This is a genomic window from Kitasatospora sp. NPDC058063, from assembly GCF_042885395.1.
Lineage (GTDB): Bacteria > Actinomycetota > Actinomycetes > Streptomycetales > Streptomycetaceae > Kitasatospora > Kitasatospora lactacystinica.
The window spans coordinates 547,711-562,991 of the sequence record NZ_JBHVSD010000002.1; the positions used below are offsets into that span (position 1 = coordinate 547,711).

At 73.9% G+C, this 15,281-nt stretch carries 11 protein-coding genes and 1 riboswitch; of the genes, 6 read left to right on the top strand and 5 right to left on the bottom strand.

Annotation, left to right across the window (positions count from 1 at the left end; all coding sequences use genetic code 11):
• Positions 1-120 precede the first annotated feature (120 nt).
• Complete coding sequence (locus ACFVUY_RS06105) at positions 121-885, top strand: VOC family protein (RefSeq protein WP_387727696.1); 765 nt, start codon at positions 121-123, stop codon at positions 883-885.
• Here the strand turns inward: ACFVUY_RS06105 and lnt are convergent.
• Both lnt and ACFVUY_RS06115 read right to left on the bottom strand, forming a co-directional pair.
• On the bottom strand, positions 861-2,477 hold the full coding sequence (gene lnt / locus ACFVUY_RS06110) for an apolipoprotein N-acyltransferase (RefSeq protein ID WP_387727698.1): 1,617 nt from the start codon (positions 2,475-2,477) through the stop codon (positions 861-863). The genes ACFVUY_RS06105 and lnt overlap by 25 nt on opposite strands.
• Positions 2,478-2,556: 79 nt before the next feature.
• A complete protein-coding gene (locus ACFVUY_RS06115; protein ID WP_387685194.1) occupies positions 2,557-2,691 on the bottom strand; it encodes a hypothetical protein in 135 nt (44 codons plus the stop codon).
• Between the two features lie 134 nt (positions 2,692-2,825).
• On the opposite strand from ACFVUY_RS06115, the gene ACFVUY_RS06120 reads away from it, so the two are divergent.
• Positions 2,826-3,971 (top strand): tetratricopeptide repeat protein, encoded by a 1,146-nt coding sequence (locus tag ACFVUY_RS06120; RefSeq protein ID WP_387685196.1) that lies wholly within the window; start codon positions 2,826-2,828, stop codon positions 3,969-3,971.
• A gap of 27 nt (positions 3,972-3,998) precedes the next feature.
• On the opposite strand, the gene cobN is transcribed toward ACFVUY_RS06120, so the two are convergent.
• Together cobN and ACFVUY_RS06130 are read right to left on the bottom strand one after the other, a co-directional pair.
• The gene (gene cobN / locus ACFVUY_RS06125) at positions 3,999-7,622 is read right to left on the bottom strand and encodes a cobaltochelatase subunit CobN (protein WP_387727700.1); all 3,624 of its coding nucleotides are present in this window, start codon (positions 7,620-7,622) and stop codon (positions 3,999-4,001) included.
• Positions 7,619-7,795: a hypothetical protein gene (locus ACFVUY_RS06130; protein ID WP_387685200.1), complete on the bottom strand. Its 177-nt coding sequence runs from the start codon at positions 7,793-7,795 to the stop codon at positions 7,619-7,621. Before ACFVUY_RS06130 ends, cobN begins: the two co-directional genes overlap by 4 nt.
• A 47-nt stretch (positions 7,796-7,842) precedes the next feature.
• Positions 7,843-7,928: riboswitch (cobalamin riboswitch) on the bottom strand.
• 325 nt (positions 7,929-8,253) lie between these two features.
• Between ACFVUY_RS06130 and ACFVUY_RS06135 the strand changes: the two genes are divergently transcribed.
• From ACFVUY_RS06135 to ACFVUY_RS06145, 3 genes are read left to right on the top strand one after another with little or no spacing between them, the layout of a single operon-like run.
• A complete protein-coding gene (locus ACFVUY_RS06135) occupies positions 8,254-9,537 on the top strand; it encodes a hypothetical protein (RefSeq protein ID WP_387727702.1) in 1,284 nt (427 codons plus the stop codon).
• Complete coding sequence (locus tag ACFVUY_RS06140; protein ID WP_359901678.1) at positions 9,534-10,160, top strand: precorrin-8X methylmutase; 627 nt, start codon at positions 9,534-9,536, stop codon at positions 10,158-10,160. The genes ACFVUY_RS06135 and ACFVUY_RS06140 overlap by 4 nt, the downstream gene beginning before the upstream one ends.
• The gene (locus ACFVUY_RS06145) at positions 10,157-11,674 is read left to right on the top strand and encodes a precorrin-2 C(20)-methyltransferase (RefSeq protein WP_387727703.1); all 1,518 of its coding nucleotides are present in this window, start codon (positions 10,157-10,159) and stop codon (positions 11,672-11,674) included. Before ACFVUY_RS06140 ends, ACFVUY_RS06145 begins: the two co-directional genes overlap by 4 nt.
• Before the next feature lie 131 nt (positions 11,675-11,805).
• Here ACFVUY_RS06145 and ACFVUY_RS06150 read toward each other — a convergent pair whose 3' ends face one another.
• Positions 11,806-13,545 (bottom strand): TIGR03767 family metallophosphoesterase, encoded by a 1,740-nt coding sequence (locus ACFVUY_RS06150; RefSeq protein WP_387727705.1) that lies wholly within the window; start codon positions 13,543-13,545, stop codon positions 11,806-11,808.
• 331 nt (positions 13,546-13,876) lie between these two features.
• Between ACFVUY_RS06150 and ACFVUY_RS06155 the strand changes: the two genes are divergently transcribed.
• A complete protein-coding gene (locus ACFVUY_RS06155) occupies positions 13,877-15,163 on the top strand; it encodes a cobalt-precorrin-5B (C(1))-methyltransferase (protein WP_387727707.1) in 1,287 nt (428 codons plus the stop codon).
• The last annotated feature ends 118 nt before the right edge of the window (positions 15,164-15,281 follow it).

Below are 15,281 nucleotides of genomic sequence, written 5' to 3' on the forward strand. Positions count from 1 at the left end.
CGTTCGGCCCACCACCGCCCGCCAAGCTCCGCCCCCGCCCCGCATGCTGGGGCGGGAGGTGCGGGGGCCGAGGCGCCGAAAAACCCGGGAGTTCCCGAGCAAGCTGCGAGGACAGACGCCATGAAGCAGACCTCCGTGACCACCAACGCCCCCTGCTGGACGGAGCTGGGCACCTCCGACCCGCCCGCCGCCCTGGCCTTCTACACCGAGCTCTTCGGCTGGCAGGTGGACGACACGGCCCGCCCCGGGCACGGCGACTACACCCAGGTGCTGGTCGGGGGCGCCCCGGCCGCCGCCATCACCCCGCGCTACGCCCCGCAGCAGCCGATCGCCTGGACGGTCTGCATCGCGGTCGCCGATGCCGACGCCACCGCCGCGAGGGTCAAGGAGTCCGGCGGGCGGGTCCTGAAGGACCCCACCGACGTCTCCGACTTCGGCCGCTTCTCGGTGGCCGCCGACCCCTCCGGCGCGGTGCTCATCGTCTGGCAGGCCCGCGCCTTCCGGGGCGCCGGGGTGTTCAACGAGCCCGGCTCGCTCGGCTGGGTGGAGCTGCTCACCCGTGACCCGGCCGGCGCGCTCGCCTTCTACCCGAAGGTCTTCGGCTGGTCCGTCGCCCCGTCCGAGCACTACCCCCAATGGGGCCTGGACGGACGGGACTTCGGCGGCATGCTGACGATGGACGACCGCTTCCCGCCCCAGGTGCCGCCGCACTGGCTGCCGTACTTCGCGGTCGCCGACGTCGACAACACCGTCGGGCGGGCGACGGCGCTCGGCGGGGACGTCCTGATGCCCGCCACCGGACTGCCGGGGGGACGGCGGATCGCCGTGCTGCGCGACCCCCAGGGCGCCGCGTTCGGGGTCTACACCGCCGGCGCCGAGGGCTGACCGGCCCGCCGGGCGCCGCGCGAGCGCCGCCACCCGGCCACGGCCACCAGCGTCGCCCCCGCCGTGACCAGCAGTGCCCCGAGCGGCACCACGTCGCCGATCCGGTCGTACCAGGTCAGGGTTCCGGGCGCGGTGAGCGGCAGCCGGACGCTCAGCGCGCCGGTGCCGCCGGTACCGAGCCGGGCGAGCTCCCGGCCCTGGGCGTCGAAGGCGGCCGAGACCCCGGTCAGCGAACCCTGCACGGCCGGCCGCCCGGTCTCGGCGGCCCGGATCGCCGCCAGCGAGACGTGCTGCTCGGGCGCCCAGGTGCGCTGGAAGGTCGAGGTCGAGGACTGGTAGACCAGCACCCGGGCGCCGTCCCGGGCGGCGGTGCGGGCCATGTCGGGGAAGGCCGACTCGAAGCAGATCAGCGCCCCGACGGGCAGCGGCGCGCCCGCCCGGTCGGTGGCGGGCAGGACGTGGAAGGACGTGCCGGGCGCCCGGTTCTCGCCCGCCGCCCGGCTGACCCCGGCGATCCAGCCGAGCGCCGGCCGCAGCGGGATGTACTCGCCGAACGGCACCAGCCGGATCTTGCGGTAGCGGTCCACCACGCCGGCGGGGGAGACCAGTACCGCGTCCTTGGAGATCCGCCCGTCCGCCTTGCGCGCGTCCTCCCCGGCGACGACCTCGGCGCCGGTGGTCGCGGCGAGCCCGCGCAGAGTGTCCAGCGCGGCCGGGTCGCGGTCCAGGTCGGCGGTGGTGCTGCTCTCGCCCCACACGACCAGGTCCACCGGCTGCCCGACGAGTCCGGCCGTGATCCGCGCGCTCGCCTCGAACCGGGCCCCGGGGTCCTCCACGATGCCGGGCTGGACCAGTGCCACGGTGGCGGCCCCGTCCCTGGCGGGTGCCTCGCGCAGTGCGAACAGCAGCGGGCCGGAGGCCAGCACCAGCACGACGGAGCCGGCGGCGACGGCCCGCGGCCGCCGGTGCACCGCGGTCAGCGCGATCAGCACCCCGGTGTTCACCGCCGCCACCGCCGCGCTGACCAGCCAGATCCCGCCGGCCGAGGCCAGGGCGAGGATCGCCGGGTGCCGCCACTGGGTGGCACCGAGCAGTGCCCACGGGCCGCCGAGCGCGGGCCAGGACCGCGCGTACTCGGTGGTCACCCAGACCGCCGGGACGACCAGGAGCGCCAGGAGCGCCCGCCGGGCGGAGAGCGGGGGGTGCAGCAGCCGGTGCACGGTGTACCCGACGCCGCTCTGGAGCGCCCCGAGCAGCACCGCGAGCACCGGCAGCCCCGGCCCGATGGACGGGACCAGCCAGGACATCGCCGCGAGGATGAACCCCGCCCCGAACCACCAGCCGCGCACCGCCGCCTCCCGGCCCGACGGCGCCCGCTGCATCAGCAGCAGCCCGGGCACCAGCGCGATCCACGCCAGCCACGCCTGCCCGGGTTCGGGGAAGGCGAGCACCGGAACCGCTCCGGCCGCCAGCGCTCCGACCCGCCCCCGGTACCGGTGTGGCGCGTGCGGCTCCCGCCCCTCGGTGGGGGGCGTGGTCGTCGTGGTCGTCGTGGTCGGAGCAGGGCCGGTGGGAGCGGTGCGGCGCGACATGCCCCGTATTGTCCGCTCGGACCGCCCTCGGTGCCAGAGGGCCGCACGCGAGGCCGACGCGGATCGGCGGACAGGCGAATCATCGGAACAGCTGGATCACCCCCGAAATCACCTGCGTGAGGAGATTGGCCGCGGAAAGGAGGCCGACCGTGACCTTGATGCGCTCGAGGAGTTTCCCGTTCCCGGCCGTGCTGGTTTCGGTGTTCGTCGTCATGCTTCAAATCTGGTGTACCGGGACGTGTCGAATACGGGGCCGGGCAAAGCGTTACCGAGTGATACGTGGCGGGACCCGGCGGGACGGGAGTGGTGTAACGTTTTACGAGGGATTACGGAAAAAGGGGGCAATACGTGCAAAATGGTGGAGCGCTCGCCGACCTGACCATGCGACTTCGTGAGCTGCACCTCAACGCCGGCGAGCCCAGCACCCGCCGGATCGCCGCCGGGACCGCCGGCGCGGTGAGCCACAGCACCGTCCACCAGGCGCTGACCGGCAGGCGCCTGCCCAGGTGGGGTGCGCTGGAGCTGATCGTGGAGGCGCTCGGGGGAGATCCGGAGGAGTTCCGCGCCGCCTGGAAGTCCGCTCGGCTTCAGGAGGACCGCCCGGAGGAACCCGCCGACCGGGCGATGCCCGCAGGCAGTCGCCGCTATCGGCTGTCGGAAGGGACGGAAACGGGTCTGGGGAGGCAGCGCATTGCGTACCGCATCGCCGAGAGAATGCTCGACTCCGGAAATCATCAAGAAGCTGCGGAATTCCTGAAGAAGGAATTCGAAGGGAGCCCTCGGAGCTCGTTGACGGTGTTGTACCTGCGCGCTCTGGCCAAGTCGAACGACAGCGGGATCACAGCTGTTCTGAAGATGCTCCGGGGCGTGGACATGGAGTCGGCGGACGCGGCCGAAGCGGTCGCCGATTACCTGGAGGACCACCTCGGGGACGTCGAGGCGTCGCTCGGACACATGCTGAACGCCCTTCGGCTCGACCCCGGCAACGGGCTCTACGCCTGGTCCGTGGCGGGCTATCTCGACTACCTGAACCGTCCGGAGGAGGCTCTGCCGTACTACCGGCGGGGCGCCGAGCTCTTCCCGACCGACAACCTCTGCGTGGCCGGCTGTGCCAGGGCGTTGGTCAAGGCCGGCCAGTTCGCCGAGGCCGAGCGGGTCGCCCGGTCGTCGGGCAGCGACGACATCGAGGTCAAGGAGTGGCTTGCCCAGGCCCTGGCACTCCAAGGGAAGTTCGACGAGGCGGAGCAGGAGCTGCGCCCGTTGACGGACCGGGCGTACATCGCGCAGATCCTGGCCCGGATTCTGCTGACCGCCGAGAGGTACGACGACGCGCTGAAGCTGGTGGAACGACGCGTCGACGACGACCACGTCGGTCTCGCCTTCCAGGCCACCTACCTGGACGTCCTGATCGCCGCCGGCCGGACCGAGGAGGCCGAACGCCGGCGGGCCCGCCTCGAAGCGCAGTGGTGGGAACGCGAAGGCCGCCGGTCCTGACACCGGCGGCCTCCGCTCAGCGGGGCGTCACTCCTCGCCGCCCTCCAGGTCACCCTCGGTCTCCAGGAACGCGGCCTGCAGCTGCTCGATCAGCTGCGGGTCCGGCTGCTCCCACAGCCCGCGGCTCGCCGCCTCCAGCAGCCGCTCGCTGATCCCGTGCAGCGCCCACGGGTTGGCGCCCGTGAGGAACTCCCGGTTGACCGGGTCGAGGACGTACTCCTGGGTCAGCTTCTCGTACATCCAGTCCGCGACCACGCCCGTGGTGGCGTCGTAGCCGAACAGGTAGTCCACCGTCGCGGCCATCTCGAAGGCGCCCTTGTAGCCGTGGCGGCGCATCGCCTCGATCCAGCGCGGGTTGACCACCCGGGCGCGGAAGACGCGGGCGGCCTCCTCGGTCAGGGTGCGGGTGCGGACCGTCTCCGGGCGGGTCGAGTCGCCGATGTAGGCGGTCGGCGCCTTGCCGGTGAGGGCGCGCACGGTGGCCACCATGCCGCCGTGGTACTGGAAGTAGTCGTCCGAGTCGGCGATGTCGTGCTCGCGGGTGTCGGTGTTCTTCGCGGCGACGGTGATCCGCTTGTACGCGGTCTCCATCTCCTCGCGCGCCGGGCGCCCGTCCAGCCCGCGGCCGTACGCGTAGCCGCCCCAGACCGTGTACACCTCGGCCAGGTCGGCGTCGGTGCGCCAGTCCCGGCTGTCGATCAGCTGCAGCAGGCCCGCCCCGTACGTGCCCGGGCGGGAGCCGAAGACCCGGACGGTGGCCTTGCGCTCGTCGCCGTGGACGGCGAGGTCGGCCTGGACGTGGGCGCGCACGTAGTTCGACTCGGGAGACTCCTCCTGGGCGGCGGCCAGGCGCACCGCGTCGTCCAGCAGGGCGACGACGTGCGGGAAGGCGTCCCGGAAGAAGCCGGAGATGCGCAGCGTGACATCGATGCGCGGGCGGCCCAGCTCCTCCAGCGGGATCGGCTCCAGGCCGGTGACCCGGCGCGAGGCGTCGTCCCAGACCGGGCGCACGCCGAGCAGGGCGAAGGCCTCGGCGATGTCGTCGCCGGCCGTGCGCATCGCGCTGGTGCCCCAGAGCGAGAGCCCGACCGAGGGCGGGTAGGCGCCGTCGTTGTCGGCGGTGTACCGCTCGACCAGCGAGGTGGCGAGGGCCTGGCCGGTCTCCCAGGCGAGCTTGCTGGGGACGGCCTTCGGGTCGACGGAGTAGAAGTTGCGGCCGGTCGGCAGCACGTTGACCAGGCCGCGCAGCGGCGAGCCGGACGGGCCGGCCGGGACGAAGCCGCCCTGGAGCGCGTGCAGCACGGCGTCCAGCTCGTCGGTGGTGGCGGACAGCCGCGGCACCACCTGGGTGGCGGCGAAGTCCAGCACCTGGCGGACGGCGTCCTGGACGGTCTCCGGCAGCTCGGCGGTGACCTTCTCGACCGCCTCGGGCGCCCAGTCCTCCGCCTCCATGGCCTCGACCAGGGCGCGCGCCTTGGCCTCGGCCGCGTCGGTGGCGCCGAGGGTGAGCGCCGCCTCGTCCAGGCCGAGCGCCTCGCGCAGGCCGGGCAGGGCACTGACGCCGCCCCAGATCTGCCGGGCGCGCAGGATGGCGAGCACGATGTTGACCCGGTCGGTGCCGGCCGGAGCCTGGCCGAGGACGTGCAGACCGTCGCGGATCTGGGCGTCCTTGACCTCGCAGAGCCAGCCGTCGACGTGCAGCAGGAAGTCGTCGAAGCCGTCGTCCTCGGGGCGCTCGTCCAGGCCGAGGTCGTGGTCGAGCTTGGCGGCCTGGATCAGGGTCCAGATCTGGGCGCGGATCGCCGGCAGCTTGGCCGGGTCCATCGCGGCGATGTTGGAGTGCTCGTCCAGCAGCTGCTCCAGGCGCGCGATGTCGCCGTAGGAGTCGGCGCGGGCCATCGGCGGGACGAGGTGGTCGACGAGCGTGGCGTGGGCGCGGCGCTTGGCCTGGGTGCCCTCGCCCGGGTCGTTGACCAGGAAGGGGTAGACCAGCGGCAGGTCGCCGAGGACGGCGTCCGGGCCGCACTCGGCGGACAGCGCGGCGGTCTTGCCGGGCAGCCACTCCAGGTTGCCGTGCTTGCCGAGGTGGATCACCGCGTGGGCGCCGAAGCCGCCGTCCTCCTGGGCGGCCTCGATCCAGCGGTAGGCGGCCAGGTAGTGGTGGCTCGGCGGCAGGTCGGGGTCGTGGTAGATGGCGACCGGGTTCTCGCCGAAGCCGCGCGGCGGCTGGATCAGCACGAGCAGGTTCCCGGAGCGGATCGCGGCCAGCACGATGTCGCCGTCCGGGTTCTGCGAGCGGTCGACGTACAGCTCGCCGGGGGCCGGGCCCCAGTGCTCCTCGACGTGCTCGCGCAGGCCCTGCGGCAGGGTGGCGTACCAGCGGCGGTAGTCGGCCGCGGGGATGCGCACCGGGTTGCGGGCCAGCTGGTCCTCGGTGAGCCAGTCCTGGTCGTAGCCGCCGGCCGCGATCAGGGCGTGGATCAGCGCGTCGCCCTCGTGGCCGCCCTCGCCGCCGTCGAACGAGGGGAGGTCGTTCCCGAGGTCCATGCCCTCCGCGCGCAGCCGCTCCAGCAGCCGCACCGCACTGGCCGGGGTGTCCAGGCCGACGGCGTTGCCGACCCGGGCGTGCTTGGTCGGGTACGCGGACAGCACCAGGGCGAGGCGGCGCTCGGCGGCCGGAACGTGCCGCAGCCGGGCGTGCTTGACGGCGGTGCCGGCGACGCGGGCGGCGCGCTCCGGGTCGGCGGCGTAGACGGTGAGGCCGTCCTCGTCCAGTTCCTTGAAGGAGAACGGGACGCTGATCAGGCGGCCGTCGAACTCCGGCACGGCGATCTGGGTGGCGGTGTCCAGCGGGGACAGGCCGTCGTCGCTGGCCTCCCACTGGGCGCGCGACCAGGTGAGGCAGAGCGCCTGGAGGATCGGGCGGTCGAGGGCGGCCAGCGCGCCCGCGTCCCAGGCCTCCTCGTCCCCGCCGGCCTGGGCGTCGGCCGGGCGGGTGCCGCCGGCGGCGAGCACGGTGGTGACGATCGCGTCGGCCTCGCCGAGCGCGGCCAGCAGCTCGGGCTCGGCGCCGCGCAGCGAGGCGCAGTAGTAGGCCTTGGCCCGGGCTCCCTGGTCCTCGACGGCCCGGCAGAGCGTCTCCACGAAGGCGGTGTTGCCGCTCATGTGGTGGGCGCGGTAGTAGAGCACCGCGACGGTCGGGCCCTCGGTCGTACGGGCTTCGCGCTCCAGCGGGCCCCAGGCCGGGGCGGAGGCGGGCGGGGCGAAGCCGTGGCCGGTCAGCAGCACGGTGTCGGAGAGGAAGGCGCCCAGCTCGGCCAGGTTGGCCGCGCCGCCGTGGGCCAGGTAGGCGTGCGCCTCGGCGGCGATGCCGGCCGGGACGGTGGACAGCTCCATCAGCTGGGCGTCGGGGGCCTGCTCACCCGTCAGCACGATGACCGGGCGGGGGCCGGCCAGCAGCGTGTCCAGGCCCTCCTGCCAGGCGCGGCGCCCGCCGAGCAGGCGGACCACGACGAGTTCGGTGCCCTCCAGCAGCGCGGGCAGGTCCTCGGGGGTGAGTCGGGCCGGGTTGCCGAGCCGGTAGCGCACCGGGCCCTCGGAAGCGCGGGCGCTGAGCAGGTCGGTGTCGGACGTCGACAGCAGCAGGATCATGTGAAGGCCCTCCCGGCCTTGTCGGTGGCCAGGGCGGCCGGGATCTGGGCCGGGTCGGCCGCTGAGGTGGCCGGAACGGCCGCGCGGTCGACCGGGGTGGTCGTGGCGGCGGCCGGAACGGCCGTAATGGCGGCCGGGGACGCGGGCGCGGGCATGCGACAGCGCTGGAACATGTCTGCCTTCCTCGGGGTCCGCGCCCCGGGCCGGTGGAGGACGGCAGGAGTTCCTGGCTCCCGCGGCCGACCGGTCTACCGGTGAACCGCGGTCACAGTGGCGGGACCGCACCGGGTTCGCACCGGTTTCCTCCCCTGCGCCGTCGCTGGCGTGTGGGCGGCCCGCTGGGACCGCCCGTCAGCATCGTACGGGGTACGGCTGACCTGGGGGAGAGTGAGCTTTCGGACGTTCGGGCATGCGAGGCGACGACGAGGCGGCGGTGAAGCGGGGGCGAAGCGGGGCCGAAGCGGGGCCGAAGTGCGACGAAGCGGGGCCGAGGCGGGGGCACAGCGGGGCCGAAGCGGGGGGCGGGGCCGGTGGTGAAGCCGACGAGGTGGTCGGGGTGCGGCCGGGGTGCGGCCCGGGTGTGATGCAGCGGACGGAGGCAAGCGATCGGATCATCTGTATGCTCGCCGCCATGCCACCGACACCCGACGCCACCGCGCCGGGCGCCGCAGGACCCGACCGGGAGGTGCCCGACCGGGGGCGTGCGGACGCCTGCCCCGGAGCGCTTCGTCTGCATACGGCTGACGACGGCGCCCTCGCCCGGATCCGCCTGCCCGGCGGGCTGCTGACGGACCGTCAGGCCCTCGCCCTCGCCGAGGCGGCCGAGGCCCTCGGCGACGGCGAGCTGGAGACCACCTCGCGCGGCAACGTCCAGCTGCGCGGCCTGGCCCCGCACTGCGCGGCCGAGCTCGCCGACCGGCTGCGCGCCGTCGGACTGCTGCCCTCGGACACCCACGAGCGGGTCCGCAACATCGTCGCCTCACCGGCGGCCGGACTGGACGCCGCGGGCGGCCCCGGCAGAGCCGATGTACAGGCCTGGGTGCGGGAGTTGGACGCACGACTGTGCGCGAGCGACTGGGCGGCCGGGCTCTCCGGCAAGTTCCTGTTCGCGCTGGACGACGGGCGGGGCGACGTCGCCGCGCTCGACGCCGATGTGACATTGATCGCAGGCCCGGACGGCACCCGGCTGCTGCGCCTCGGGCGAGCCGACCGCGGACACCCGGTCGAGGCCGGGCAGGAGGTGACGGCCGTGCTGGACGCGGCCCGCTCCTTCCTGGCGGCGCTGCGGACCAATGGGCGCAAGGCCTGGCACCTGCGCGAGGTCCCCGACCTGCTGCCGGCCGGCCCGGTGCCGCTGCCCGCCTTCGCCGGTGCCGCGCCCGCCGTCGGCGCGCTGCCCGGCGGGCTCTCGGTGGGACTGCGCTTCGGCCGGGCGGGCGCCGGGCAGTGGCGGGCGCTGGTCGCCGCCTCGGCCGGCGAACTGCGACTGACCCCCTGGCGCGGGGCGGTGCTGCCCGGTGCTCCGGCCGACCGGCTGCCGGCGCTCGCCGCGGCCGGCTTCCGTACCGAGCCCGGCTCGGCCTGGGAGCGGGCCACCGCCTGCACCGGGCTGCCGGGCTGCGCCAAGTCGCTGGCCGACGTCCGCTCGGACGCGGCCCGGGCGTTGGACTCCGGTGCCGGGCCCACAGGTGTGCTGCCCGTCCACTGGTCGGGCTGTGAACGGCGCTGCGGCCACCCGGCCGGGCGCTGGGTGGACGTGCTCGCCACAGGGCGCGGCTACCGGGTGACGGTGAACGCCGCGGGAGCCGGTGCGACGGCTGCCGATGCGGTGGACGTCAAGGACGCGACGGGCGTCGACGTGACGAACGAGGAGATGGCCGAGGCGGTCGCCGAGGCCAGGAGGACCACGAAGTGATCGAGTACGAGAAGGACGGCGCGTCCATCTACCGCCAGTCCTTTGCCACCATCCGCGCGGAGGCCGATCTGGCCGCCCTCCCGGCGGACGTCTCCCAGGTCGCGGTGCGGATGATCCACGCCTGCGGGATGGTCGACCTGGTCGAGGACCTGGTGTACTCGCCCGGTGTGGTCGCCTCCGCGCGCGCCGCGCTGCATGCCGGTGCGCCCATCCTCTGCGACGTCAACATGGTCGCGAGCGGCGTCACCCGCAAGCGGCTGCCCGCCGACAACGAGGTGATCTGCACCCTCACCGACCCGTCGGTGCCCGAACTCGCCCGGAAGATGGGCAACACCCGCAGCGCCGCGGCCATGGAGCTGTGGCTGCCCCGGCTGGAGGGCGCGGTGGTCGCCGTCGGCAACGCGCCGACCTCGCTGTTCCGGCTGCTGGAGATGATCGAGGCGGGCGCACCGCGACCGGCCGCGGTGATCGGCGTTCCGGTCGGCTTCATCGGCGCCGCCGAGTCCAAGCAGGCCCTGGCCGAGCACCCGTCCGGCCTGGAGCACCTGGTGGTGCGCGGCCGGCGAGGCGGCAGCGCGATGGCCGCCGCCGCCGTCAACGCGATTGCGAGTGAAGAAGAGTGACGGAGCATCAGAACCCCACGGGCCGACTGTACGGTGTCGGACTCGGCCCGGGCGACCCGTCGCTGGTGACAGTCCGGGCCGCCGAACTCATCGGCAAGGCCGACGTGGTGGCGTACCACAGCGCCCGGCACGGGCGGTCCATCGCGCGCTCGATCGCCGAGCGGTACCTGACGGGCGGTCAGGTCGAGGAGAAGCTGGTCTACCCGCTCACCGTCGAGACCACCGACCACCCGGGCGGCTACCGCGGCGCGCTGGACGACTTCTACGAGGAGGCCGCCGCCCGGCTGGCCGCCCACCTGGACGCCGGCCGCGACGTGGTGGTCCTCGCCGAGGGCGACCCGCTCTTCTACGGCTCCTACCAGCACATGCACAAGCGGCTCGCGCACCGCTACCCGACCGAGGTGGTGCCGGGCGTGACCTCGCTCAGCGCGGCCGCCGCCCGGCTCGGACAGCCGCTGACCGAGGCGGAGGAGACGCTCACCGTCATCCCCGGCACGCTGCCCGAGGAGGAGCTGACGGCGCGGATCGCGGCCGCCGACTCGGCCGTGATCATGAAGCTGGGGCGCACCTTCCCGACCGTCCGCCGGGCCCTGGAGCGGGCCGGGCGGCTGGCGGACGCGCAGTACGTGGAGCGGGCCTTCATGGCGGGGGAGCGGGTCGCGCCGCTCGCCGAGGTCGAGGACGAAACGGTCCCGTACTTCTCGGTCGCGGTGCTGCCGAGCAAGGTCGCGCCGCTGGAGCCGGAGATCCGGCTGTCGGACGGCGTCGGCAGTGTGACTGTGGTCGGCACCGGGCCGGCCGGACCGCTCTGGCTGACCGCCGAGGCTCGCGGCGCGCTGTCCGAGGCCACCGACCTGGTCGGCTACACCACGTACCTGGACCGGGTGCCGGAGCGGCCGGGGCAGCGGCGGCACGGCTCGGACAACAAGGTGGAGTCGGAGCGCGCCGAGTACGCCCTGGACCTCGCCCGGCGCGGGCACCGCGTCGCGGTGGTCTCCTCGGGCGACCCGGGGGTGTTCGCGATGGCCACCGCGGTGCTGGAGGTCGCCTGCGAGGAGGTGTACCGGGACGTCCCGGTGCGGGTGCTCCCGGGGATGACCGCCGCCCATGCGGCCGCCTCCCGGGTCGGCGCCCCGCTCGGGCACGACTACGCGACGATCTCGCTCTCGGACCGGCTCAAGCCCTGGGACGTGGTGGCGAAGCGGCTGCGCGCCGCCGCCGGGGCGGACCTGGTGCTCGCGCTGTACAACCCGGGCTCGAAGTCCCGGACCACCCAGGTCGGGCTCGCCCGGGACCTGCTGCTGGAGTACCGGGCGCCGGAGACCCCGGTGGTGATGGCCCGCGACGTCGGCGGCCCGACCGAGCGGGTGCGGATCGTCCGGCTGGGCGAGCTGGACCCGGCGCTGGTCGACATGCGGACCGTCCTGCTGATCGGCTCCTCGCAGACCCGGGCGGTCGAGCGGGGCGGCGGCGTGGAGGTCGTCTGGACGCCGCGTCGGTACCCGGAGGAGTGACGGGCGACGGATGACAGCGAACAGATTTCATCATCTGTTCGCTGTCATCCGTTATTTGTCATTCGTCAGCTGTCAGTCGTCGGCTGTCGGCCGTCACCCGTTGGCCGTCACCCGCCGGACCCCGGCCGCTGCTACCGGGTCGGCTTGGTGAGCAGCAGCTCCGTGTTGTGGTCCCCGTCCGTGCCCAGCAGCGCCGTCGGCCGGCCGTTCGGGTCGTTGTACGACAGCTCGCGGTAGAGCGCCGCGAGGTTGGCGTCCGAGGTGCCGCCGAAGTCCGTCCCGTACGGCGCGGAGGACTCGATCAGCGTGGTGAACAGCGAGAGCGTGCCGTCCCCGTTGTCCGCGATCTCGATGATCCGCCCGTGCTGCGGGTAGTCGATGTGCGAGGCGGTGTTGATCTCCCAGAACGCCCGCTCCGGCACCGCGTGGCCGTGCGGCGTGATCTTGTTCATGTGGGTGTGCCCGTTCACCCACGCGACCACGTTCGGGTAGCGCTGGAGCAGCGCCACCAGCTCGTTGCCGTCGTGCCGCCCCTCGAAGATGTTGCGCGGGTCCGGCAGCAGGTTGCCCATCGTGCCGCTGGTGTGGTGGCTGAAGACGAGGATCAGCTCGTCCGTGCTCCCACCGGTCACCTTGCGTCCGTCGGCGTCGTACCAGTGTCCGCTGTGCGCCTTCAACTGCTGCTCCAGCCAGCGCAGTTGCGCGGTGCCCAGCGAACCGTCGGCGAACCCGGCCTGGTTGGTGCTGTCCAGGCTGATGCCGACCACCTTCTCCGAGATGCGGAAGGTGTAGTAGAGCTTGCCGCTGTTGGCCATGTCCGAGGTGAAGCCGTGCCCGTAGGGGCCGGCGCCGGTGACCGCCGGGTTCAGGTGGGCCTTGGCGAACTCCTTGAGCGTGAACGGCCGGCGGCGCTCGTCCGGGGTGACCTTGCGCACCAGGTCGCCGCTGGCGATCAGCTTCGCCAGCAGCAGCACGGCGCCCGCCGGGTCGCGGCGCAGCGAGTCCGTCAGCTGGGCTGCCGTGGCGTCGTCGCAGCCCTCCAGCTTGTACTGGCCGGTGTACAGGTCGTTCAGCAGTCCGAGGTCCGGCAGCGAGCCCTCGATGCTGTCGTCGTGGTTGCCGACCGTGGTGTACCAGGGCGTGCGCAGGCCCGGCGCGTCGAAGGGGCGGCCGGCGGCGGACAGGAAGCCGGGTATCTGCGGGAAGCCCTTCGCCTTGTAGCCGTCGCTGTAGGAGAGTTCGGGGTTCCAGTAGGCCGCGTTGCCGGAGTTCTGCACCCCTTCGTAGCGGCTCGGGTCACCGGTGTTCTGGGCCAGCCGGCCGCCGCCCATGACCTTGAGGTACCAGTCGAGTTCGGCGAGCTCGTGGTTGTCGGTGTTGTCGCCGGTGGCCATCACCATGCTGAACGGCATCCCGGTGTAGGGGCCGCCGGCGAGCGAGTTGACCCGCTCGACGAGGGCCGAGACACCGCGGGCGTTCAGGGCCTCCTGCGGCCGGTAGGCGCTGCCGTTGAGCTTGGCCAGGTACTCGAAGCGCACCGGGGACTCGGTGTCCACCAGGTGCAGGTCGCTGAACTGGACGAAGCTGGCGAGGCCGGTCCGGCGGTCGTCCCGTCCGGTGGTCGCCGACGCCAGGTCGCCGCGCACCATCAGCGGCCAGCCCGGTCCGGCCGTCAGCCGCTTGTAGCCACCGGTGCCGACCGGGGTGGCCACCTGCTCCAGCGTGGTCCCGGTGATCCTGACGGCCCGCTCGGCCGTCGTCGCCAGCGCCCGGTCGCGCGCCGCGGCCGAGGCGAACTGCGCGCCGCCCAGCGACAAGGCCGACCAGGCGGCGGCCACCGACGTACCGGTGAGGAACGTACGCCGACTCATCCCTGCCACAAAAACCCCCACATGCTGATGGCCCGGCGGGGCGCTTCGACCCCGGCCGGGCCCACGTCTGTCATGAACCCGCTTCTGGCGGACCGCCAGATTACTCACTGGTAGGCACGGTGGGCGAGGCCCGTGCAGAGAACTCTTCGGGAACGCGGGGCAGCGGCCCCGTGCAGCTCGTGCGCGGGATTCCTCCGCACCGCGCGGGACGCGGGTGCCCCCACCCCGGTCGGGTCCCACCCGGCCCGGTGGGGGAAAATCGGCGGCGGCGGCCGGTGTGGCCGCCGGAGCGGAGCAGGACGGCGCGGGCGCCGTCGGAAACGGGGCGCAGGTGGCCGCAGCGGGAGCCGAGGCGGGAACCGGGGCAGGAGGCCGGGCCGGCCAGCTGAAGAGCAGCGGCCTGCGGCCCGGCTGGACGACGGGGGCCTGCGCCACCGCGGCCACCAAGGCCGCGTACACCGCGCTGCTCACCGGCGAGTTCCCGGACCCGGTGGTCATCACCCTGCCCAAGGGTCAGCAGCCCGCCTTCGCCCTCGCCGCCGAGGAACTGACCGCCGCCCATGCGCCGGCCACCGTCGGAGAGCCGGCCACCACCGAGGAGCCGGCCACCGTCGCGAACCCCACCGCCGGAGAGCCGGCTGGTACGCCCGGTGCGCCCGGTACGACTGGTGTGCCCGGTGCGCCCGGCCCCGACCGGCGCATCGCCGCCATGGCCGGGGTGGTCAAGGACGCGGGCGACGACCCCGACGTCACCCACGGCGCGCTGATCCGCTCGACCGTACGGCCCGGCGCGCCCGGCACCGGGGTGGTGTTCCGGGCCGGTCCCGGAGTGGGGACGGTCACCAAGGCCGGCCTGCCGCTGCCGGTCGGCGAGCCCGCCATCAACCCGGTGCCCCGGCAGATGATCCGGGACGCGGTCGCCGAGGTGGCCGCCGCCTGCGGCGGCAGCGGGGACGTGGTGGTGGAGATCTCGGTCGACCACGGCGAGGAGATCGCCCGTTCCACCTGGAACCCCCGACTCGGCATCCTCGGGGGTCTGTCCATCCTCGGCACGACCGGGGTGGTCGTCCCCTACTCGTGCTCGGCCTGGATCGACTCGATCCGCCGAGGGGTGGACGTGGCCCGGGCGGCGGGGCGCACCCACGTGGCCGGCTGCACCGGGTCGACCTCGGAGAAGGTCGCGGTCGCGGAGCACGGGCTGCCAGAGGACGCGCTGCTGGACATGGGCGATTTCGCCGGCGCCGTGCTCAAGTACCTCAAGCGCCACCCGGTGCCCCGGCTGACCATCGCGGGCGGCTTCGCCAAGCTGTCCAAGCTCGCGGCCGGCCACCTCGACCTCCACTCGGCGCGCTCCCAGGTGGACAAGGGGTACTTGGCCGAACTGGCCCGTCGGGGCGGGGCCGACGAGGCGCTGGCCGGGGCGGTCGCGGGCGCCAACACCGCACTGGAAGCGGTGCAGTTGTGCCGGGCGGCCGGGGTGCCGCTCGGGGATCTGGTCGCCGAGGCGGCCCGGGCGACGGCGCTCGGCGTGCTGCTGGGCTCGCCGGTCGCGGTGGACGTCATCTGCATCGACCGGGCGGGCACCGTCGTCGGCCGGGCGGAGCTGCTCGGGCCGTGACCCTTGCCCGCCCGTCGCACGTCCTGCCCGTGAGGACGTCGGGCCGTGACCTCGCGGGGTCGTGACCTCGTGGGGCCGTGACACTGTCACGAGTGTCACGACGGCGTGACAACCTCAC